The sequence below is a fragment of the Amycolatopsis marina genome, from assembly GCF_900111885.1.
In the GTDB taxonomy this organism is placed as follows: Bacteria; Actinomycetota; Actinomycetes; order Mycobacteriales; family Pseudonocardiaceae; genus Amycolatopsis; species Amycolatopsis marina.
Genome location: NZ_FOKG01000015.1, coordinates 78,828 through 100,222, shown reverse-complemented (window position 1 = coordinate 100,222; position 21,395 = coordinate 78,828). Strand labels below are relative to the sequence as shown.

The 21,395-nt window shown below is 69.5% G+C and carries 21 protein-coding genes; 17 read left to right on the top strand and 4 right to left on the bottom strand.

Annotation, left to right across the window (positions count from 1 at the left end):
- Window positions 1-55: 55 nt before the first annotated feature.
- The 5 genes from BM199_RS23205 to BM199_RS23185 are packed head-to-tail and all read left to right on the top strand — an operon-like array spanning window position 56 to window position 3,927.
- Window positions 56-961 (top strand): AurF N-oxygenase family protein, encoded by a 906-nt coding sequence (locus BM199_RS23205; RefSeq protein WP_177242757.1) that lies wholly within the window; start codon window positions 56-58, stop codon window positions 959-961.
- Between the two features lie 17 nt (window positions 962-978).
- Complete coding sequence (locus BM199_RS23200; RefSeq protein WP_091675494.1) at window positions 979-1,971, top strand: alpha/beta fold hydrolase; 993 nt, start codon at window positions 979-981, stop codon at window positions 1,969-1,971.
- Complete coding sequence (locus tag BM199_RS23195) at window positions 1,964-2,383, top strand: cupredoxin domain-containing protein (RefSeq protein ID WP_143101895.1); 420 nt, start codon at window positions 1,964-1,966, stop codon at window positions 2,381-2,383. Before BM199_RS23200 ends, BM199_RS23195 begins: the two co-directional genes overlap by 8 nt.
- Window positions 2,380-3,696 (top strand): hypothetical protein, encoded by a 1,317-nt coding sequence (locus BM199_RS23190; protein ID WP_091675420.1) that lies wholly within the window; start codon window positions 2,380-2,382, stop codon window positions 3,694-3,696. Before BM199_RS23195 ends, BM199_RS23190 begins: the two co-directional genes overlap by 4 nt.
- Before the next feature lie 6 nt (window positions 3,697-3,702).
- Window positions 3,703-3,927, top strand: coding sequence for a hypothetical protein (locus BM199_RS23185; RefSeq protein WP_218160417.1), 225 nt, complete (start codon window positions 3,703-3,705; stop codon window positions 3,925-3,927).
- 177 nt (window positions 3,928-4,104) lie between these two features.
- Here the strand turns inward: BM199_RS23185 and BM199_RS23180 are convergent, their stop codons facing one another.
- On the bottom strand, window positions 4,105-4,773 hold the full coding sequence (locus BM199_RS23180; protein WP_245788591.1) for a TetR/AcrR family transcriptional regulator: 669 nt from the start codon (window positions 4,771-4,773) through the stop codon (window positions 4,105-4,107).
- 163 nt (window positions 4,774-4,936) lie between these two features.
- On the opposite strand from BM199_RS23180, the gene BM199_RS23175 reads away from it, so the two are divergent.
- From BM199_RS23175 to BM199_RS23120, 12 genes are all read left to right on the top strand, one after another.
- A complete protein-coding gene (locus tag BM199_RS23175; RefSeq protein ID WP_425425574.1) occupies window positions 4,937-5,950 on the top strand; it encodes an alpha/beta fold hydrolase in 1,014 nt (337 codons plus the stop codon).
- Between the two features lie 101 nt (window positions 5,951-6,051).
- Window positions 6,052-7,194, top strand: coding sequence for a DUF3152 domain-containing protein (locus tag BM199_RS23170; RefSeq protein WP_091675418.1), 1,143 nt, complete (start codon window positions 6,052-6,054; stop codon window positions 7,192-7,194).
- 112 nt (window positions 7,195-7,306) lie between these two features.
- Window positions 7,307-8,485 carry an adenylyltransferase/sulfurtransferase MoeZ gene (gene moeZ / locus BM199_RS23165; protein WP_091675491.1) on the top strand — a complete coding sequence of 393 codons (1,179 nt, stop codon included), beginning with the start codon at window positions 7,307-7,309 and terminating at the stop codon, window positions 8,483-8,485.
- 41 nt (window positions 8,486-8,526) lie between these two features.
- On the top strand, window positions 8,527-9,324 hold the full coding sequence (locus tag BM199_RS23160) for a TIGR02569 family protein (protein ID WP_091675417.1): 798 nt from the start codon (window positions 8,527-8,529) through the stop codon (window positions 9,322-9,324).
- The gene (locus BM199_RS23155) at window positions 9,321-9,812 is read left to right on the top strand and encodes a hypothetical protein (RefSeq protein WP_091675416.1); all 492 of its coding nucleotides are present in this window, start codon (window positions 9,321-9,323) and stop codon (window positions 9,810-9,812) included. Before BM199_RS23160 ends, BM199_RS23155 begins: the two co-directional genes overlap by 4 nt.
- A gap of 305 nt (window positions 9,813-10,117) precedes the next feature.
- A complete protein-coding gene (locus BM199_RS23150; protein ID WP_091675415.1) occupies window positions 10,118-12,235 on the top strand; it encodes a molybdopterin oxidoreductase family protein in 2,118 nt (705 codons plus the stop codon).
- Window positions 12,235-13,683 (top strand): FAD-dependent oxidoreductase, encoded by a 1,449-nt coding sequence (locus BM199_RS23145; RefSeq protein WP_091675414.1) that lies wholly within the window; start codon window positions 12,235-12,237, stop codon window positions 13,681-13,683. Before BM199_RS23150 ends, BM199_RS23145 begins: the two co-directional genes overlap by 1 nt.
- A gap of 66 nt (window positions 13,684-13,749) precedes the next feature.
- On the top strand, window positions 13,750-15,126 hold the full coding sequence (locus tag BM199_RS23140) for an MFS transporter (RefSeq protein ID WP_091675413.1): 1,377 nt from the start codon (window positions 13,750-13,752) through the stop codon (window positions 15,124-15,126).
- Between the two features lie 116 nt (window positions 15,127-15,242).
- Complete coding sequence (gene nirB, locus BM199_RS23135) at window positions 15,243-17,795, top strand: nitrite reductase large subunit NirB (protein WP_091675412.1); 2,553 nt, start codon at window positions 15,243-15,245, stop codon at window positions 17,793-17,795.
- Entirely contained in the window at window positions 17,792-18,154 is a 363-nt protein-coding gene (gene nirD / locus BM199_RS23130) for a nitrite reductase small subunit NirD (RefSeq protein WP_425425573.1), read from the top strand. The genes nirB and nirD overlap by 4 nt, the downstream gene beginning before the upstream one ends.
- On the top strand, window positions 18,151-19,284 hold the full coding sequence (locus BM199_RS23125) for a uroporphyrinogen-III synthase (RefSeq protein ID WP_091675411.1): 1,134 nt from the start codon (window positions 18,151-18,153) through the stop codon (window positions 19,282-19,284). Before nirD ends, BM199_RS23125 begins: the two co-directional genes overlap by 4 nt.
- Complete coding sequence (locus BM199_RS23120; RefSeq protein ID WP_091675410.1) at window positions 19,281-20,012, top strand: sirohydrochlorin chelatase; 732 nt, start codon at window positions 19,281-19,283, stop codon at window positions 20,010-20,012. Before BM199_RS23125 ends, BM199_RS23120 begins: the two co-directional genes overlap by 4 nt.
- Here the strand turns inward: BM199_RS23120 and BM199_RS23115 are convergent.
- The 3 genes from BM199_RS23115 to BM199_RS23105 all read right to left on the bottom strand — a co-directional run bounded on the left by BM199_RS23115 (window position 19,964) and on the right by BM199_RS23105 (window position 21,350).
- Window positions 19,964-20,413, bottom strand: a complete 450-nt coding sequence (locus tag BM199_RS23115; RefSeq protein WP_091675409.1) for a DUF6653 family protein — start codon at window positions 20,411-20,413, stop codon at window positions 19,964-19,966. The genes BM199_RS23120 and BM199_RS23115 overlap by 49 nt on opposite strands.
- Before the next feature lie 2 nt (window positions 20,414-20,415).
- Window positions 20,416-20,874, bottom strand: a complete 459-nt coding sequence (locus BM199_RS23110) for a GbsR/MarR family transcriptional regulator (protein WP_091675408.1) — start codon at window positions 20,872-20,874, stop codon at window positions 20,416-20,418.
- An 83-nt stretch (window positions 20,875-20,957) separates the two neighbouring features.
- On the bottom strand, window positions 20,958-21,350 hold the full coding sequence (locus BM199_RS23105; protein WP_091675407.1) for a DoxX family protein: 393 nt from the start codon (window positions 21,348-21,350) through the stop codon (window positions 20,958-20,960).
- Between the last annotated feature and the right edge of the window lie 45 nt (window positions 21,351-21,395).

Genomic DNA, 21,395 nt, shown 5'->3' with positions numbered 1-21,395 from the left:
CAGAGGTAACTGTTACCAGTGGTTACACACATATGCGAGGAAGGCGGTGTCGGCAGTGACGCGGACGCTCAAGGATCCGACCAGGGAGAAGACCGCGGACCGGTTGCTGAAGTCCTCGGCGAACAAGTTCTACGACCCGGACGTCGACATCGACTGGGGCGCGCCGCTGGTCGAGGGCAAGCGATTCATCCCCGAGCACCGCTCCTCCCTGTACGGCACGCCCCTCTGGGACCGGCTGTCCGACGAGCAGCGCATCGAACTCGGCAAGCACGAGGTCGCCAGCATCGCGACCACCGGTCTGTGGTTCGAGATCCTGCTGATGCAGATGCTGCTCAAGGAGGTCTACGAGCAGGACCCCACGAGCAACCACGCGCAGTACGCCCTCACCGAGATCGCGGACGAGTGCAGGCACTCGACGATGTTCGCCAGGATGGCCGACCGCATCGGTTGCCCCGCCTACGGCCCGGTGCCGTGGCTCCGGCAGTTGGCCAAGCTCATGCCGACGATCAGTTACGGTCCCGCCCGCTACGGCGCCATCCTGGTCGCCGAGGAGGTGCTGGACCGGCTGCAGCGCGAGCAGATGAACGATCCCGAGATCCAGCCGCTGGTGCGGATGGTGAACCGGATCCACGTGCTGGAGGAGGCGCGGCACGTCACCTTCGCCCGCGAGGAGGTCACCCGCGGGATGGCGAAGCTCTCCAAGGCCGAACTGCCGTATCAGCGGTTCATCATCGCGCTGGTCTCGTACTTCGTCACCAGGGCCTTCATCAACCCCGGCATCTACAAGGCCGTCGGCATCTCCCCGAGGGAGGGCGTGCGCGCGGCGCTGAACAATCCGCACTGGCAGGAGACAGTCCGGTTCGGCGGCGAGAAGATCATGCCGTTCCTGCAGGAGAACGGCCTCGTCGGCGCCCCGGGCATGCACCTGTGGCGCAAGTCGTTCCTGCTGCCGGCCAGGTGAGTGCGGTGCGGTTGCCGATGGCTCTGACCTCTCCGCTGGCCAGGATCGCCCCGCTGCGGTCCCGTCCCGAGCCTTTCGGGCAGGACCGGGTCGGGAGCAGGCCGGATTCCACGCACTGCTTCGTCACCGGCGACGGCACGGCGCTGCACGTGGAGACCGCCGGCCCCGACGGCGGCGGAGACACGCCGCTGACCCTCGTCCTCGTGCACGGGTGGACGCAGGACCGCCGCACCTGGGACGCAGTACTTGACTCCGTGCCCGACACCGTCCGGGTGTTGCGTTACGACCTGCGGGGTCACGGCGAGTCGGACCCGGCTCTGCCGGGCACGGCGACGATCGAGCAACTCGCCGACGACCTCGCGGACCTGCTGGCCGACCGGGTGCCGAGCGGGCCGGTGGTGCTCGCGGGGCACTCGATGGGCGGGATGACGATCATGCGGCTCGCCGAGCGGCACCCGGAACTCGTCACACGGCGGGTGGCCGGAGTGGCCTTCGTGGCCACCTCCTGCGGTCAGATGGACCGAATCACCCTCGGCCTGCCCGGCGTCGCGGGCAACGGTGCCGCGAGGTTCGAGCGCAGACTCGCCGCGCTGCTGACCCGCCTCCGCCGGGAACGGTTGCCGCTGCGGCCCTCGGTGGTGCGCCCGGGAGCCCGCTGGCTGGTGTTCGGCAGGCGTCCACGCCGCGTCGACGTCGCCTCGGTCGCCGAACAGCTGCTCACCGCCCACCCGGCCAGTCTCGGCGGGTTCCAGGACGCGATCTCCCGGCACGACTGCAAGGCCGCGCTGGCCACGTTGCGTGACCTCCCAGCGGTGGTGCTGGCAGGCGACCGGGACCGCCTCTGCCCGCTGGAGCACGCCAGGACGATCGCCGAGGAACTGCCCTCGGCCGAGTTCGTGCGCTACCCCGGGGCCGGGCACATGCTCCCGCAGGAACGCGCGGACGAAGTGGGCGCGCGGATCGCGGGTCTTGTCCGGACGGTGGCCGCAGGGGTGCCGGCTCATGCGTAGGCCCCTGCTGACGCTCGCCGCCTGCGCGCTCGCGCTCACCGCGTGCGGCGGGTCCCCTGGAGAGGTCACGGATGCCGGGCCGAGCGCGCCTGAGCGTCCGGCGTCCGTGACCGAGTCGGCCGACGCGGGGGAGACCTCGCAGGCAGCGGCTCCACCGGTCGCCTTCGCGGTGACCGACGGGGCGCGGACCGAGGGACCGGACACGGTCGAGGTCTCCGCTGGGGACACCGTGTCGTTCGAGGTGACCTCGGACGTGGCCGACGAACTGCACATCCACGGCTATGACAAGACGCTGGACCTCGCGCCGGGCGAGCCAGGACGGCTGGAGTTCACCGCCGACATTCCCGGTTCCTTCGAGGTCGAGTTGCACGAGCAGGGGTTGCTGCTGACCCAGCTCAGGGTGGGCGGATGATCCTGGCCCACGGGCTGGGCGGACGGTCGGACCTGCCGGTGCCGCTGTGGCTGGCGCTCTACGGCGGTGCGATCGCCGTTCTCGTGTCGTTCTTCGCGCTCACCGTGTTCTGGAAGACGCCGAAGCTGGGCGGCGACCGTTCGGGTCGTGCGCTGCCAGGACCGCTCCGGCGGGTGATCGACAGTGCGGGACTTCGCGCCCTGCTGCGTGCCTGCGGCGTGCTCGCGTTCGCGGCCTTGCTGGTCACCGCCTGGGCCGGGACCGGCAGTTCGGCGACGAACCCGGCCTCGACCTGGTTCTACGTCTGGTTCTGGGTCGGACTGGTGCCGCTGTCGCTCCTGTTCGGGCCGGTCTGGCGGCTGATCAACCCGCTGCGCACGCTTGCCGGTCTGCTCGGCGGGCGATGGTCTCGAAGGCCCCGCAGCGCCCTGCCCGACCGGGGCTATTGGCCCGCCGTCGTCGGTCTGGCCGCGTTCCTGTGGCTCGAACTCGTGTACGACCGATCGGACGCTCCGCGCGCGATCGCCGTCTTCGTGACCGGGTACGCCGTCCTGCAGATCGCCGCCGGTGTCCGGTACGGGCCACGGTGGTTCGACCGGGGTGACGGTTTCGAGGTGTACGCCGGGTTGATCGCCAGGCTCGCCCCCTTCGGCCGCCGCGCCGACGGCGTACTCGTGCTGCGCAATCCGCTGAACGGGCTCGCTGCCGGTTCGGGTGCCGGTGTCACGCCGGTGGTGCTGCTGTTGCTCGGCTCGACCGCCTTCGACGGCCTCACTCGCCTGCCGGTCTGGACCGACCTGACCAGGGAGACCGGACGAGTGCCCGGGATGCTCCTCGGGACGGCAGGCCTGGCGGCGTCGGTCGCGGCGATCGCGCTGACCTACGTCGGTGGAATCTGGCTGACCCGGCCCTACCTGCGCAGGAGGGCCGGTGGAGAGCCGGTCGAGCCGTACGGCGCCTTCGCACACTCACTGATCCCGATCATGGTCGGCTACACCGTCGCGCACTACTTCTCGTTCGCCGTGTTCCAGGGGCAGGCCGGGTACCTGCTCGCCACCGATCCGCTCGGGCTCGGGTACGACTGGCTCGGAGTTGCGGGCAGCCGGATCGACTATACGGTCGTTTCCGTGACCGCAATCGCGTTCGTGCAGATCATCGCCATCGTGGGCGGGCACGTCGCGGGGGTGACCTCGGCGCATGACAGGGCCATCTCGGTGCTGCGCAAGGACCACGTGACGGTCGGCCAGTTCCCGATGCTCGCGGTGATGGTCGGCTACACGGCGGCGGGCATCGCACTGGTGTCGGGGGCCTGACGCGCCGTGCTGCTGGCGAATCGGGTGGTGCTGATGCACCAGGGCGGCTGGGACGAGATCGCGATCGTCGGCGGCCCGCTGTTGATCATCGGCGTCCTCATCGCGGTCGCCCGCAAGCAACGCCCCCTCGACCAGGACCAGGACGAAGACCAGGACGAAGACCAGGACGAAGACGAGCCCCCCGAGCCCCCCGAGCCCGACCACCCCGGCTCCGCCCCCGGGGATCGCTGACCCCGCCTGCCCTCGCGCACCCAGCAAGGTGTGCCTGCAAGTACCACCAAGCAAGATCGTTTTCGCGCTAACCGCTGCCAAGCTGGTGCCCGCTTGGTAGCGGTTAGTGGAGGTGTTGATCTTGCTTGGTGGTACTTGCAGGCGCCTCAACCCCCGTGCGGAGGTGAGGTGCGGCGGTCAGGGGTGTTGTTGCAGGGGGAAGCCTGCGCCGATGCCGCGCCAGGCGAGGGTCGAGGTCAGGGCGACCGCTTCTTCCCTGCTCATGGAGCTGTGGTGGGCGAGCCAGAAGCGGGCGCTGACCTGACTGAGCCCCACGAGGCCGACGGCGAGCAGCCGCGCGCGGTCCTCGTCGAGCCCGGCGTCCGCGGTGATCGTCTCGGTGATGGCGTCGACGCTGGCCGAGGTGGCCCTGTCCACGGCCTGCTGCACCGACGGCTCGCCGCGCAGGTCCGACTCGAACACCATCCGGAACGCACCCGCGTCGCCGTTGACGAACTCGAAGAACGCGCCGACCGCGTTGTGTACCCGCTGCTTGTTGTCCGTGGTGGAGGACAACGCCTCCTGCACGCGACCCACCAGATTGTCGACGTGACTCTCCAGCAGCGCGATGTAGAGGTCCAGCTTGCCGGGGAAGTGCTGGTAGAGCACGGGTTTGCTGACCCCGGCCTGCTCGGCGATATCGTCCATCGCGGCGGCGTGATAGCCGTTCGCGGCGAAGACCTGCTGCGCCGCGGCCAGCAGTTGCGCCCGCCGCTCGGTCCTCGGCAGCCGCACACCACGGCCGAGTTGTCCCGGACCTGAGCTGTCGCCGTTGCCGTACGCGTGCACTCGCGCCGTCTCCGTCATTCCGCCTGCCTCTCCGTCGACCCGCACCCGGATACTGTTCGTGACTCCAAGTGCTGCCTCGCGGGCGGGGTCACCACAGCACGAGGCGCCCTTGAGATTACTCGTCGGTACAGCACAAAAGCCAAGGGTCGCGCAATTCGGTGTGAGCACGCATCCTGGAACGGTGTCCGAGTCCGTGATCGATTCCGCCCAAACGCCCCAGGGGACTGCTCGCACCCGTCCCGCGCTGACGCACGTGCCGATGTCCACGGCACCACTGCCAGCACTGGATCACCAAACCGAGCCGTGGACCGGCGGCTACGAGCAGGTGGGCCAGGCGTCGCTGCACGTGCGGCGCACCCCGGGCGAGGGCAGCGAGACGGCGGTCTACGTGCACGGGCTCGGCGGCTCCTCGACGAACTGGACCGACCTCGCCGCTCAACTCGCGCCCACGGCCGCGGGTGTCGCGGTGGACCTGCCCGGCTTCGGGTTCTCCGAGCCCGCCAAGGGCTTCGACTTCAGCCTCGCCGCACACGCCGAGACGCTCGGTGACTTCGTGCAGGGTCTCGACGCGGGACCGGTGCACCTGGTCGGCAACTCGATGGGCGGTGCGGTCGCCCTGCTGCTGGCCGCGCGCAGGCCGGAACTGGTCCGGACGATGACGCTGATCTCACCCGCGATGCCGGATCTCCGGCCCGACCCGCGCAGGCTCTCCGACCCGCGGATGGCACTGGCGTACCTGCCCCTGCTCGGCAAGCGGGTGCGCAGGCAGTTGGCCCGGCTGACCCCGAGGGAACGCGCCGAGCAGGTGATCAAACTCTGCTTCGCCGACCCGTCGGCGTTCCCCCAGCGGCGGCTCGACGAGCTGGCCGAGGAGCACAGCGCACGAGCCGAGCTCGCCTGGGCGACGCCCGCACTGGCCCACAGCACCCTGGGCATCTTCCGGGCGTGGTTCGCGCGCGGGAAGGCCTCGCTGTGGTCGGTCGCGCCGACGGTCGACGTCCCCGCGCTGGTGGTCTGGGGCACCGAGGACAAGGTGATCTCGGTCCGCCGCGCGGTGCGGACCGCGAGGTCGTTGCCAAGAGGCAGACTGCTGGTGCTGCCGAGGACCGGGCACGTGGCCCAGATGGAACGGCCGGTGTCCGTGGCGCGGGCCGTGCTCGGCATGTGGGAGAGCGTCGACGCGAACCGATGGTGAGAGTGCGGTGCGGGAACAATGCTCCGATCGGGTGACACGCGATCTGTTATCGAGCCGCCAGTCGCGCTGAGCGCCACCGAGGCGTATGGCACTCTGGAGCCGTGGACCGGGTGACTCACGGAGTGCGAGGCGACGGCCAGCGGGCACAGCACGCGCCGTTGCCCCGCCGTACTCCCCGTGCCAAGTCAGCCGAGCGGGAGCGGTCCGAGTCGAGCGGGACGAACCTCTTCGAGGACCGCTACCAGCCGGGCGCGCGCCGCACCACAGCCGAACCACTGCGAGCCTCCTGGCGGCCCGCCCCGGTCGGCCAGCAGCCACCGGCAGGCAAGGGCGGCGGTGGCGCCGGTCAGGACAAGAGCCCGGATCCGCCGAAGAAGAAGCGTTCGAAGCTGTCGGCCTATGGCTGGCGTGCGTACGCGCTGCCGGTGTTGCTGGTGTTGACCGCACTCGTGGTGTTCGACACGGCGAACGATCCGCCCCAGGCCGCCGACGGCGCGGAGACCACGGCGAGTGTGGGCGCCACGGACTCCGACACCGGTGCGTCGAGGGAACCACTGGCCACGGAGAACCCGCCGAAGCCCGTCGACCTGAAGATCCCGACGGCCGAGTTGCCCGAGGGCGGGAAGTACACCCAGTCCGGCAAAGGCACCTGGCACGTGGTCCCGGGCAAGGGCGAGAAGGTCGGCAAGGGGGGCGAACTGCTCACCTACACCGTCGAGGTGGAGGACGGACTCGACCCGGCGACCTTCGCCGGTGAGGACGCGTTCGCGAACTCCGTGGAGCAGATCCTGTCCAACCCGCGCGGCTGGACCGGCAGTGGCGACGTCTTCCTGCGGCGCGTCGACTCCAGCGCTCCGGAACCCGATTTCAGGGTGAGCCTGACCTCCCCCGACACCACGCACCGGCCGGACATGTGTGGCTTCTCGATCCAGTACGAGTCCTCGTGCAACCTCTCGGCGAAGAAGCGCGTCGTGATCAACCTGGCGCGGTGGGTGCGGGGCGCCAAGGCGTTCGAGGGCGACATGGTCGGGTACCGCCAGTACGCCATCAACCACGAGGTCGGGCACGCTCTCGGCAACGGTCACGAGGGCTGCGCCAAGACCGGCGAGCTGGCACCGGTGATGATGCAGCAGACCTTCGGCGTCTCGAACGACTACGTGGCCAAGCTCAACGACTACGACCCGAACCAGGGCGTTCCCGCCGACGGCAAGGTCTGCAAGCCCAATCCGTGGCCCAACCCGTAACGCGCCCCGGGTGTCCACATCGTGGACCGGGGGAAGACGGGATCGGCCGGGTGCGTTAGGGATACTGAACGCGATAACGCAGTCCGCGCCCGCGCGCGAGATGGAGGACCCGATGTCAGGCACCCTGCCGCCGCTGGTCGAGCCGGCCGCCGAGCTCACCAAGGACGAGGTGGCCCGCTACAGCCGTCACCTCATCATTCCGGATGTCGGGATGGATGGGCAGAAGCGGCTGAAAAACGCGAAGGTGCTGGTGATCGGCGCCGGTGGCCTCGGCAGCCCGGCGCTGCTGTACCTGGCCGCGGCCGGGGTCGGCACGCTCGGCATCGTCGACTTCGACTCCGTCGACGAGTCCAACCTGCAGCGCCAGGTCATCCACGGTCAGTCCGACATCGGCAAGTTGAAGGCGGCTTCCGCGCAGGAGTCGATCGCCGAGATCAACCCGCTGGTCAACGTGCATCTGCACACCGAACAGCTCAGCAGCGACAACGCGCTGGACATCCTCGACGGCTACGACCTGATCCTCGACGGCACGGACAACTTCGCCACGCGCTACCTGGTGAACGACGCCGCCGTGCTGCTGGGCAAGCCCTACGTCTGGGGCTCGATCTTCCGCTTCGAGGGCCAGGTCAGCGTGTTCTGGGAAGACGCTCCCGACGGCCGCGGCCTGAACTACCGCGACCTCTACCCCGAGCCGCCGCCTCCCGGCATGGTCCCCTCCTGCGCCGAGGGTGGCGTGCTGGGCGTGCTGTGCGCGTCCATCGGCTCGATCATGGTGAACGAGGCGATCAAGCTGCTGACCGGGATCGGCGAGCCACTGCTGGGCAGGCTGATCAGCTACGACGCGCTGGAGATGCGCTACCGCGAGGTCAAGATCCGCAAGGACCCGGAGACCCCGAAGATCACCGAGCTCATCGACTACGACGCCTTCTGCGGCGTCGTGTCGGAGGACGCGGCGGCAGCGGCCTCCCAGCACACCATCACCCCGGCCGAGCTGAAGGCCAAGTTCGACAGTGGCGAGAACTTCGAGCTGATCGACGTCCGTGAGCCGCACGAGTTCGAGATCGTCAACATCAAGGGCGCGAAGCTGATCCCGAAGGACCGCATCCTGTCCGGGGAGGCGCTGGCCGAAATGCCGCAGGACAAGCCGATCGTCCTGCACTGCAAGTCGGGTGCGCGCTCGGCGGAGGCGCTTGCCGCGCTGCACGCGGCTGGGTTCAAGGACGCGTCTCACCTCGGTGGCGGCGTGCTGGCCTGGGCCAAGCAGGTGGACACGAGCCTGCCGACGTACTGAGTTCAGCTGTCGAGCGGTGGGGCACGGTAACGTCGGTCACCGTGTCCCCTCCGCGACAGCCCCCGCCCGCGCACGTCTGCGCGGCGTTCGGGGCAGACGTCACCGAGGCCGAGCCGCTGCCGGGCAGTGACTCGTGGCGCTGCGGCCCGGTTGTGCTCAAGCCGGTCACCGATCGCGCGCACGCCGTATGGCTGGCGCGCACACTGGAGCACCTTGAGGTGCCGGACCTGCGCATCGCGCGCCCGATCCGGTCCACCGACGGCCGCCATCTACTCGCGGGCTGGCGGGCCTACCGCTATCTCAGCGGGACGGCGGAGCACCGGTACGACGATGTCGTGCTGACCGCGGTCAAGCTGCACCAGGCGACCGCCGAGCTGCCCCGGCCGCCGTTTCTGTCCGCGCGGGACGATGTGGCGGCCGTCGCGGACCGGGTCGCCTGGGAGGAACAGCACCTCGAACTCGACGAGACCAAGGGCGGCCGCTGGTTCGAGGTCCTGTCGGGTGCCCGGCGGCCGGTAGGTGGGAAAGACCAGGTCGTGCACGGTGAGCTGTTCGGCACCGTGCTGTTCGACGGCGACGCCGCCCCGGGCATCGTCGACTTCGTCCCCTACTTCCGGCCCGCCGAATGGGGTGCCGCCGTGGCCGTCGTGGACGCTCTCGCGTGGGGCGGCGCCGAGGCGGACCTGCTGCAGCGCTGGGCGCATCTGCCCGACTGGCCCCAACTGTTGTTGCGCGCGACGCTGTTCCGGCTGGCGCTGCACGCGTTGCATCCGCGTTCGACCAGGGCCGCGCTCGACGGCCTGCTGGACGCGGCGCACGAGGTGAGCGAGACGCTGTGACCGCTCGGCGAGGTGTGGTGCGGATCCAGACCGAACTCGCCGTACCGGTCGAACCACTGTGGGCACACGTCACGAGCTTTACGGGAATCAACGACGAACTGCGCCCGCTGTTGCGGATGACGAAGCCATCCCGGCTCGATACCGGTGGTTTGCTCGATCTGACTCCGCCCGCGGAACTCGGGAAGAGCGTTCTCCTGGCGTTCGGCGTCCTCCCCGTCGACTACGACGACATCGGAATCGTGGAGTTCGAGCCATCGCACAGGTTCCTGGAGCGGTCCCGCATGCTCAGCGCCGTGCACTGGGAGCACGAACGCGTCCTGACTCCGACCGAGCGGGGTTGCCTGCTGGCCGACCGGGTGGAGTTCGAGCCACGGTTCGCCGTCACCGGGGCGGTACTGCGAACGGTGGTGCCGCGGCTGTTCCGGCACCGGCATGCGCGCCTCGCCCGCCGCTTCGGCCGTTGTAGCCCGCCGCAGAAGCCGCTGTGAGGGTTGTGCACAACTCGGTTGACGGGGGCCGCCCCGGAGAGGGCCCCGCTGAGGCTGCTGTTTCTGCCGCAACAGGGGCGGCTCGCGGCGGCCGAGTGCAGGTGACCTACGAGCCGTAGTCGCACCTGCGCGTGTGCTTAACACTCATTCGCAGAAGCCGCTGTGAGGGAACCACTGGTGCGCCGGATCTCACTGGAAGGGCCGGTCGGCGGCAGCGCAATGTCGCATGCCTGAAACATTGGAACGTCTCCGGGTAACACGTCCTGCCTAGCGTCGGTACCGCCGCCGACGAGCAGGAGGTATCCGTGACGCTGACGGCAGAGGGCACACGGGCGAACGACGCGACGAGCCCGGCCCCGACCGACACTCATTGCCCGTACTGCGCGCTGCAGTGCGGGATGACCGTCACCGCCAAGGCCGAGGTGGCGCCGAGGAACTTTCCGACGAACGCGGGCGGTCTCTGTCAGAAGGGCTGGACCTCCGGGGCGCTGCTCGGGTCGCCGCGGCGGCTGACCACGCCGCTGATCCGGCGGGACGGTGAGCTGCGGCCCGCGAGCTGGGACGCGGCGCTGGACCTCGTCGCGGGCCGGCTCTGCTCGATTCGTGCCGCACGCGGTGCGGACGCGGTCGCCGTGTTCGGTGGTGGTGGGCTGACGAACGAGAAGTCGTACCTGCTGGGCAAGTTCGCCCGCATCGCGCTGGGCACCTCACAGATCGACTACAACGGCCGGTTCTGTATGTCCTCGGCGGCGGCCGCGGGGCTCAGGGCGTTCGGGGTCGATCGCGGGATGCCGTTTCCGGTCACCGATCTCGCCGGGGCCGACGCGGTCCTGCTCGCGGGCAGCAACCCGGCGGAGACGATGCCGCCGTTCACCCAGCACCTGCACAAGGCGCGGGCTGCTGGCGGCCTCGTCGTCGTGGACCCGCGCCGCACCCCGACCGCCGAGCAGGCGAGCCTGCACCTCGCTCCCGCGCCGGGCACGGATCTGGCTCTGGCACTGGGAATTCTGCATGCCGTCGTGGCGGACGGTCACCTGAACCAGGCCTATGTGGACAGCAGGACCACCGGTTTCGCCGAAATCTGGCGCTCGGTGGCCGCGTGGTGGCCGGAACGGGCTGAACGCGTCACCGGGGTCGCTGCAGCCGATCAGCGCAAGGCGGCCCGGATCCTCGCGACCGCCGCGAACACCTATGTGCTCACGGGCCGGGGCAGCGAGCAGCACGCCAACGGCGCGAACATGGTGAGCGCCTGGATCAACCTGGCCCTCGCACTCGGTCTCCCCGGCACACCGGGCTCCGGTTACGGCTGCCTTACCGGGCAGGGCAACGGCCAGGGAGGCAGGGAGCACGGGCAGAAGGCCGACCAGTTGCCCGGTTACCGCCGGATCGACGACCCGGCCGCCCGCGAGCATGTCGCGGGTGTCTGGGGTGTAGACCCCGCGGCTCTCCCCGGGCCGGGCCGGTCGGCCTACGAACTGCTCGACGCGTTGGGGACCGAATCCGGTCCGAGTGCGCTGCTCGTGTTCGGCAGCAACGTCGTCGTCTCCGCGCCCTCCGCTGGTCACGTCACCGACCGCCTCGCGGACCTCGATCTACTCGTGGTCGCCGATCTCGTCCTCTCCGAAACCGCTGCCATGGCCGATGTCGTGTTCCCGGTCACCCAGTGGGCCGAGGAGGACGGGACGATGACCAACCTCGAGGGCAGGGTGCTGCTGCGCAGGCGCGCGTTCGCTCCGCCCACGGGAGTACGGACAGATCTGGAGCTGCTTTCCGGGCTGGCAAGCAGGCTCGGCCTGCCCCCGCACGCCTTCCCCGCGGCCGCCGAGACCGTCTTCACCGAGCTGCGCGCCGCGTCGAAGGGCGGGCCCGCCGACTACTCCGGCATCAGCTACGAGCGCCTGCGGGCAGGGGAGGCAGTGCACTGGCCGGTGCCCGCCGACGACCACCCGGGTACTCCCAGGATGTTCCTCGACACTTTCGCGCACCCCGACGGCCGCGCGCGCTTCTTCCCGGTCGAGCACACCGGCCCCGCGGAGCCACAGGACGCCGGGTTTCCCTTGCAGGCCACCACCGGACGGGTACTGCAGCACTACCAGTCCGGCGCGCAGACCCGGCTCGTCGACGAGCTGAACGATCTGGTGCCGAGGTCCTTTGTGGAGCTGCATCCGGACACGGCGGCGCGGTACGGCCTGTCCGAGGGGGAGCTGGCACGCGTCACCTCCCGCCGGGGTGAGACGACGGCCACCGTCCGGTGCCTGCCGTCGATGCGGCTGGACCTGGTGTTCCTGCCCTTCCACTTCGCGGGTGACGAGCGGGCGAACCTGCTCACGAACCCCGTACTGGACCCGACCAGCAGGATGCCGGAGTTCAAGGTCTGCGCGGTACGCCTGTCCAAAGTGAACACCGCGTCCGAGGAGGGCTGATGACGTCGCGGAAGGTTGTCGTTCTCGGATACGGCATGGCGGGGTCGCGGCTCGCCGAGGAGATCCGCAGGCGAGACCCCGGGGCGCGCACGGTGGAGCTGACCGTGATCGGAGCGGAACGGGAGGCCGCGTACAACCGGGTGCTGCTGTCCTCGGTACTGGCGGGCACGATGAAGCCGGAGTCGGTGCGGCTGCACGACGAGGACTGGGCGGGCAGGCACGAGGTCGACCTTCGGACCGGAGTCACTGCGGTGCGGATCGACCGGTCACGCCGCGTCGTGCAGCTCTCCGACGGGGCCACCGTGGAGTACGACGCGCTGGTGCTCGCGGCCGGGGCCGACCCGTGGATTCCGCCGACGGAGGGGTTGCGCTTCGACGACGGGAGTCTTGCCCCGGGTGTCGTCACATTCCGCACGCTCGAGGACTGCGACCGCATTCTGTCCGCCGCACGGGTCGGGGCACCGGTCGCCGTGCTGGGCGGTGGACTGCTCGGGCTCGAGGCTGCCCGGGGTCTCGCGGGACGCGGCAACCTGGTGACCGTGGTGCATCCGCCCGACCACCTGATGGAGCGGCAACTCGACGCCGAGGGCGGCAGGGTGCTGGCGCGGACGCTGGGCGAGCTGGGGATCGACTTCCGGCTCGGCACCACCGCGGCGCGGTATCTGCCCGGCGACGGGCTGAAGCTCGCCGACGACTCCCATGTGCAGGCCGACCTCGTTGTCGTCTCCGCCGGCGTGCGGGCCAGCACCGCGCTGGCGGTCCACGCCGGACTCGCCGTGGATCGCGGCGTGCTCGTGGATGACGCACTGCGCACGAGCGACGGGCGGGTGCACGCGATCGGGGACTGCGCCCAGCACCCGGGCACGGTGTCCGGCCTGGTGCAGCCCGCGTGGGAACAGGCCGAGGTGCTCGCCGACCTGCTGACCGGAACGGACACGTCCGTCCGTTACCGCGGCACGACGGTGCTGACCAGGCTGAAGGCGCGAGGCGTGGACCTCGCCGCATTCGGCGACGCGCAGGCGTGCCAGGACGAGGCGGGCACAGAGGTCGTCAGCGTGAGCGATGCGGGCAGGGGCCGCTACGGCCGGATCGTGGTGCGGGAGAACAAGATCGCGGGCGCCATCCTGCTCGGCGCACCTGAGGTCGCCGCCACGGTGACCCAGCTTTACGACAGGTCGACCCCGCTGCCCGACGACCGGCTCGGCCTGCTCATGGGCAGGGGCGCACCGGGAGGTTCGGCGCCGGTCGCGGCGAGCCCGGCCGACCTGCCCGCGAGCGCCGTCGTGTGCCGGTGCAACACCGTGAGCAAGGGAAAGCTAGTCGAGGCGTGGCGGTCCGGGGCGACGACCGTGCCCGGACTGGCGCGGGCGACGCGGGCGACCACCGGGTGCGGGTCCTGCACCGACGCCGTCTGCGGCATCGCCGACTGGCTCACCACCACCGCCTGACGCCGACGTCCCGATCCCGCGCGCGGCGCGCGCAGACGTCATCACGAAGCACGAGGAGCAGACCAGATGAGAGTGATCACTGACGAGCCGGCAGTGCGAAAAGGACGCTGGATCGAGAAGTGGGAACCTGAGGACCCCGATTTCTGGGCGCGCACCGGAAAGCGGACGGCCTGGCGGAACCTGGGTTTTTCCATCCTCGCCGAGCATCTCGGGTTCAACGTGTGGATCCTGATGAGCATCGTCGTGGTGAGCCTCGGCGACGTCGGCTTCGCGATCGGTGTGGGGCAGACGTTCTGGTTGCTCATCCTGCCGAACCTGATCGGCGCCGCGCTGCGCGTGCCGTACACCTTCGCGGTGCCGAAGTTCGGTGGCAGGGCGTGGACGACCATCAGCGCCGGACTGCTCACGATCCCGTGCACGATGCTGCTTATCGCCGTGACCACGGACGCCCCGTACTGGTTCTTCCTGCTCACCGCGGGTGCGATGGGCTTCGGCGGCGGGAACTTCTCGTCGTCGATGGCGAACATCTCGTTCTTCTTCCCTGAGGGCAAGAAGGGCCTCGCGCTCGGGCTGAACGCCGCGGGCGGCAACCTCGGGGTGGCCGTGACCCAGTTGTTCGTGCCGATCGTGATCAGCCTCGGCACGGGGATCCAGCTGGCGTACGCCGCGCTGATGTGGATGCCGGTGATCCTGATCGCGGCGTTGTGTTCCTGGTTCTTCATGGACAGCCTCACCCAGGCCCGCCCGGACGGCACCTCCTACAAGCGCGCCATGTCCAGCAAGCACACCTGGATCATGTCGCTGCTCTACATCGGCACGTTCGGTTCGTTCATCGGGTTCTCCTTCGCCTTCCCGTCGCTGATCAAAATCAGTTTCGTCGAGTTCAAGGGCTTCGTGGCACTGGCCTTCCTCGGCGCACTCATCGGTTCGATCACCCGGCCGTTCGGCGGCTGGCTGGCCGACCGCATCGGAGGTGCGCGGATCACCCTGCTCAACTTCGTCGGGATGGCGATCGGCACCGTCGGAGTCATGATCAGCGTGGGCCAGCAGAATTTCGCGCTGTTCTTCGGCTCGTTCATCCTGCTGTTCGTACTCACCGGAATCGGGAACGGCTCGACCTACCGGATGATCCCGACGATCTTCTCGGCGAACGCCCGGTCCAGGGCTTCGGAGACCGGCGAGGACATCGGTGAGCTGATGACCTCGGCCAAGCGCCAGGCGGCCGCGGTGGTCGGGGTGGCAGGCGCGATCGGCGCCTTCGGCGGCGTGCTGGTGAACCTGGTGTTCAAGTTCTCCCTCGAAGGTGAGAACAAGAGCCTGACCCCGGCCCTGATCGCGATCCTGGCCTTCTACGGCGTCTGTGTGGCGACCACCTGGTGGTTCTACCTACGCAAGAGTTTCGCCGTCGCGCGCGTACCCAGCCTCGCCTACGCGGGCGTCTGATCGGCGCACCCTTCGCTGACCTGCGAGGGGAGTTTCTCTTAACACCGGTGCAACGTCGAGGCAGCAGGTCCGACATGCGCCGCGATGACCATAACCACGAGAGGTGGAGGTGGACGATGGTGCCAAGCCCTGGCGTGCCGAAGACGTTGGTGGTCGTCGGCAACGGAATGGTGGGTCACCGTCTGGTGGAGGCCGTTCGCGCGGAGGACACCGGCGGCTCGTGGCGGGTGGTCGTGCTCGCGGAGGAACCACGGCCCACCTACGACCGAGTCGCTCTCTCTTCCTATGCGGACAGCTGGGACGCGAGTGGGCTGGAGCTCGACCGCGCCGACTACGCGGGTGACGATCTGGTCGAGCTGCGGCTCGGTGATGCCGTCACCGTGGTCGACACCGAGCGCAGGACGGTCACCACCGGCAGCGGGCACGAGCAGGCCTACGACGCGTTGGTCTTCGCGACCGGTTCGCGGCCGTTCGTCCCGCCCGTCACGGGACACGACCTGCCCGGCTGCTTCGTCTACCGGACGATCGAGGACCTCGATGCCATCCGTGCGGCGGCCGAGCACTCCGCCTCGGTCCGGGGCAGGCGGGCTGGAATGGTCGTCGGCGGTGGCCTGCTGGGATTGGAGGCGGCCAAGGCGTTGCGGGACATGGGACTGTCCCCGCACGTCGTGGAGATGGCGCCGCGGCTGATGCCGCTGCAGATTGACGACGGGGGCGGCGCGCTGCTGCGCAGACTCGTCGCGGACCTCGACGTCACCGTCCACACCGGAACCTCGACGGAGCGGATCGAGCGCGATGGCGACCGGATGTTCGCCAAGCTCGGAAACGGCACCGAACTCGACGTCGACCTCGTCGTGTTCTCGGCGGGCGTGCGCCCGCGCGACGACCTCGCGCGAGCGCACGGACTGGCGGTGGCCGAGCGGGGCGGAATCCTGGTGGACTCCTCGTGCCGGACGGCCGTGCCGGACGTGTACGCGATCGGCGAGTGTGCCGCGGTGGAAGGACGCTGCTACGGCCTCGTCGCTCCCGGCTACTCGATGGCCGAGATCGTCGCGGCGCAGCTCCTCGGCAGGGACGGGACGTTCCCCGGCGCTGATCTCTCCACCAAACTCAAGTTGCTCGGTGTCGACGTCGCCAGCTTCGGGGACGTGCACGCGAGCACCGAGGGCGCGCTCGAGGTGGTGGTGAACGACGCGGTCTCGGGCACCTACAAGAAGCTCGTCGTCTCCGACGACGCGAAGACCCTGCTCGGGGGCGTGCTGGTCGGCGACGCGAGTGACTACAACCTGCTGCGCCCGCTGGTCGGGCGGGCACTGCCTGCCGAGCCCGCCTCGATCCTCGCCCCGTCCGGTGGCGCGGAGGGTGGCGTCGGTGTGGACGCCCTTCCGGACGAGGCGCAGATCTGTTCCTGTAACGCGGTGAGCAAGGGCGCGATCAACGAGGCCATCCTGGCCAAGGGCTGCGACACCGTCGCCTCGATCAAGGGCCGCACGAACGCGGGAACGGGCTGCGGCTCCTGTGTGCCGATGCTGAGCAAACTGCTCGACTCCTGCGGTGTCGAACAGTCGACCGCGGTCTGTGAACACTTCAGCCAGTCGCGGGCGGAGCTGTTCGAGATCGTCCACGCGACGAGGATCACCACGTTCAGCGAGCTGATCTCCCGGCACGGCACCGGAAAGGGCTGTGCGATCTGCAAGCCTGCCGTCGCCTCGATTCTGGCGACCCTGGCCCCGCTGATCGGCACGCCCAACCACATCCTCAGCGGTGAACAGGCGACGCTGCAGGACACCAACGACAGGTACCTGGCGAATTTGCAGCGGGGCGGCACCTACTCGGTCGTGCCACGCATCCCGGGCGGGGAGATCACCCCGGAGAAGCTGATGGTGATCGCGGAGGTGGCCAGGGACTTCGGGCTCTACACCAAGATCACCGGTGGGCAGCGGATCGATCTCTTCGGGGCGACCGTGGACCAGCTGCCGCTGATCTGGCGGCGGCTGGTGGACGCGGGGATGGAGTCCGGCCACGCATACGGAAAGGCGTTGCGCACGGTCAAGTCCTGCGTCGGTTCCACCTGGTGCCGTTACGGCGTGCAGGACTCGGTCGGGATGGCGATCGAACTGGAGCTGCGTTACCGCGGTCTGCGCTCGCCGCACAAGATCAAAGCCGGGGTGTCCGGCTGCGCCAGGGAATGCGCCGAGGCGCGCGGGAAGGACTTCGGCGTCATCGCCACCGAGAACGGCTGGAACCTCCACGTCGGCGGCAACGGCGGCGCGATGCCGAGGCACGCGCAGCTGCTCGCGTCCGATCTGGACTCGGAGACGCTGATCCGGACCATCGACCGGTTCCTGATGTTCTACGTGCGGACCGCCGATCGACTGCAGCGCACCGCACCGTGGATCGAGGAGATGGAGGGCGGCCTCGGTCATCTGCGTGCGGTGATCATGGAAGACAGCCTCGGTATCTGTGACGACCTCGACGCTGCGATGGCCAAGCACGTGGGCGACTACGCCGACGAGTGGCGCGGGGTGCTGGAGGACCCGGAGAAGCTGTCCCGTTTCTCGTCCTTCGTCAACGCCCCGGGTGCACCCGATCCGACGATCTCGTTCCGGACGGAACGGGAGCAGAAGGTGCCTGTGCTGCTGGGAGTTCCGGAGGTGGTGAGCCGATGACCGCGGTGACCGACGTGAGCGAGCCGCAAGGGATGACGTGGACAGCGGTGTGCGCCGAGCAGGCGGTGGTGCCTGGCGGCGGTGTCGCCGCGCTGTTGCCGGACGATCAGCAGGTGGCGGTGTTCCGCACCGTGGACGACGAGTTCTTCGCACTGTCCAACATAGATCCGTTTTGCGGGGCCGCGGTCCTGTCGAGGGGGATACTCGGGGACAGCGAAGGCGTGCCGTTCGTGGCCTCCCCGATGCTCAAGCAGCGATTCGATCTCCGCACCGGTAGCTGCCTCGACGACGACTCCGTCGCGGTGGCCGGCTACCCAGTCCGCCTGCGGGACGGAATCGTGCACGTGGGCTCGCCATGACCGTGGCGTCCGACCTTCTGCCGCTGACGGGTTTCGCGGTGGGTATCACGGCCGCCCGCCGCGCCGACGAACTCGGTGCGCTGCTGGTGCGCAAAGGAGCCACGGTCCGGTACGGCCCGGCGATCCGGATCGTGCCGCTGTCGGACGACACCGAACTGCACGCCGCCACCCGCATGCTGCTGGAGCAGCCGGTGGATGCCGTGGTGGCCACGACGGGAATCGGGTTCCGCGGGTGGATCGAGGCGGCCGAGGGCTGGGGCGTCGGCGAGCAACTGCTGGCCCGGCTGCGGCAAACGACGGTGTTGACCAGAGGTCCGAAGGCCAAGGGAGCGGTGCGGGCCGCGGGACTTTCCGAGGAGTACTCCCCGGTCTCGGAGAGCAATGCCGAGGTGCTGCAGCACCTGCTGGACTCGGGGGTGCACGGGCAGCGGATCGCGGTCCAGCTGCACGGCGAGCCGCTGCCCTACTTCGTGGAGACCCTGCGCTCCGCCGGAGCCGAGGTGATCGAGATCCCGGTGTACCGCTGGGTGGGCCCAGCAGATCCCGGCCCGCTCGACCGGCTCATCGACGCCGTGCTGGACGGCACCGTCGACGCCATGCCGTTCACGAGCGCCCCCGCCGCGGCGAGCATGCTGGCGATGGCCCGGCGAACCGGCAGGCAGGCCGCCTTGGTGGAGGCGCTGTCCGGCAGGGTCGTCGTGGCCTGTGTCGGGCCGATCACCGCGGGCCCCCTCGCGGCGCTGGGGATCCCGCTGGTGCAGCCGGAACGCGCCCGGATCGGCGCGTTGGCAAGGACTCTCGCGCACACGCTGATCGACCGCTCGCCAAGATTGTGCGCCGCGGACCGACGGCTCGAGTTGCGCGGTCAGGCCGTGGTGGTGGACGGCGAGTTGTGTGCGGTGGCGCCCGCTCCGATGTCGGTGCTGCGCGCACTGGCCAGCCACCCCGGCAGGGTGGTCTCCCGCAGGGAGCTGACCTCGGCGCTGCCAGGTGGCGGCGAAGAGCACGCGGTGGAGACCGCGATCGGCAGGCTCCGGACCGCGCTGGGGGAAGGCAGGTTGGTGCAGACGGTGGTCAAGCGCGGCTACCGGCTTGCCGTTCAGCAGAAGGAAGAGGCAGAGCGGCCGTGATCGTGCTGACAGCTCACGGAACCAGGGACCCGGCAGGCCCGTTGGTGATCGAGCGGCTCGCCGAACTGGTGCGGCGGTCGGGTGTGCCGGTGCGGGTCGCCTACGCCGACGTCCGCGAACCGGATGTCACCTCGGTGCTGCGCGACGCCGGCGACTACCGTGGACCAGTCGTGGTGGTGCCTGCCTTCCTGGCCTCGGGCTACCACGTCCGGACCGATATTCCCGCCCAGATCGCGGCAGCGCGGGATCTCCGGCGGCGGGACGTGCTGCTGGCGAAGGCATTCGGTCCCGCGCCGGAGCTGGTCGAGGTGCTGCGACGGCGGCTGCTGGCGGCGGGACATCGCGACGGCGACGCGGTGGTCCTGGCCGCGGCCGGATCGAGCGACCCACGGGCACTGTCCGAAGTGGAATCGGTGGCGCCCGCGCTGGCGAACTGCCTGCGGACGCCGGTCCGGATCGGCTACGCCGCCACGGCGGAACCGGGTATCGCCGACGCGGTCAGGGCCGCGCGCAGGCCGGGCGGGCGTGTCGCGGTCGCATCGTGGTTGCTGGCCCCAGGGCTGTTCCAGCGCAGGGTCGACGCGGCGGGGGCCGACGTGGTGGCCGGTCCGTTGTGCGCCTTCGCAGCGGCCGGTGGCCCGGAGGTGCACCCAGGTGTCGCAGCCCTGGTGCTGCGACGCTATTCGGCGGCGCTGGCCGGTTCCGAGCCTGCCGTATGGGTTTCGTAATAGCGGACCATCTGCTCCCAGTAGGCCATGACCAGTCCCATCTGGACGCATGTGGCGACGACCGCGGGAACGAGTTTTCGCTTGCGGGCTGCGAGTGCGGCCGCGCCCATCATCACCGTGCCCGCAGTGTTGACGGCCAGTGCGGCGTCTCTCGGCCGCTCGGCGATCCATTGTTCCTCGCCGAGAATTGCCCTGGTGGCCCACGCGCTGTCGTCCGGCGGCTTGGGGAACACCACGGGGTTGAGCGCCATCCAGGCACCGACAACGGCGCCGTGACTCCATTTCCGCGTCCACACCGGCACCAGCGTGAGCGGCGTGCTGAGCCAGCGGGTCCACGCGCTCCACGGGTTGGAGTGCCTGGCGAAGATCGCGTGCCGGAGCGCGCTCGCCTTCCCATTCATGTTCACATCTGCTCTCGCTCGGCTTGCCAGCGGTCGATCACCGCGGGCAGTTCCTTCATCAGGTAGGCGTAGAAATCCCGCATGTCCGTCAACCGGCGTCCCGCTCTGGTCTCCGGCCCCACAGAGGCGGCCCCCCGCTCCGCCGCCTCCTGCATGAGCCGGACGACTTCGTTCTGCGCGGACATGAGTGTCGGCCAGCCGTCGTCCGGGAACCGGAAGTGTTCGCGCCTGCTGCCGGGTACGGGGACCTTCTCGATGAGCCCGGTGGGGGTCAGCATCTTGATCGCTCCCGACACCGAGCCGGGACTGGCCTTCAACCGCTCGGCGATCTCGCCTGCCGTGATGGTGTCTTGCTGCGTGAAGAGCAGGATCCCGAGTACCCGCGCGGTCATCCGCTGCATCCCGTTCCTGGTCAGGATCAGAGCGAGTTCCTCGGCAGCCTCTGTCGTGTGCTCGGTCATGAGCCTCCCATCCACCTCTCGTCAATTCTAGCATTTCGAACTCTTCAAAAAGTTCTGAATATTGCCCGAGAGGTGGCAGGCGCTCACCGTACGGCTTGTGCGAAGTACGCCGTGGCACAGAGCGCGAGCAGCAGGTACAGCGACGGAAAGCCGATGTTGTGGAGCACTCGCGCCCGGACGTGCGCACCGACGGCGCCGATGAAGAACACGACGAGGCCGATCCCTGCGGCGAGTCCCAGCCAGGGAAGGCCCACGAAGCCGACGGCCAGACCTGCCGCGCCCGCCGTCTTGAGCGTGGCGAGATATGGAATCGTCGAGGGCGGAAGGCCCACCTCGGCCGAGTTCGCCAGCACGAACTCGGCACGGCGGAAGTCGGCGACCGAGATGGCCAGGTTCGCGACGATGCACAAGACCGTCGTCACGGCGAGTGCCGTGACGACACCGCCGCCAGTGCCGGATACCGCGAGTATGCTCATGCCGTTGCCTCCTGAGTGCGTCACGTCGTGGTGGTTGCGCGACCG